Below are 262 nucleotides of genomic sequence, written 5' to 3'. Positions count from 1 at the left end.
AATAACTTTGGCTAGTTTGTGATTGGCCATCATCCCAGAGACGTTCAGGTCTTCAATAACGACTTGGCTGTGGTTCTTAGCCAAGTAACTTGTTAATTGATGGAGACAGTCTCGTCGAATATTGGCAATCTTGCGATGTAGCCTAGCTATCTTAACTTGGGCTTTCTTCCAGTTTTTCGAACCGCGTTGTTTGTGACGATTAAGGTATTGAAGACGAGATAACTTTCTTTCGTACTTTTTGTAGGACTTCGCACCTTCAAAA

1 protein-coding gene is annotated in these 262 nt (G+C 41.2%); it reads right to left on the bottom strand.

Annotated elements, in window-relative coordinates; genetic code table 11:
• Positions 1 to 262, bottom strand: a 262-nt coding sequence (locus AS151_RS22335) for a transposase (RefSeq protein ID WP_170861465.1), incomplete at both ends; no start/stop codon positions are given.

It is taken from the genome of Geitlerinema sp. PCC 9228 (genome assembly GCF_001870905.1).
In the GTDB taxonomy this organism is placed as follows: Bacteria; Cyanobacteriota; Cyanobacteriia; order Cyanobacteriales; family PCC-9228; genus PCC-9228.
This window is presented reverse-complemented; position numbering and strand designations above follow the sequence as displayed.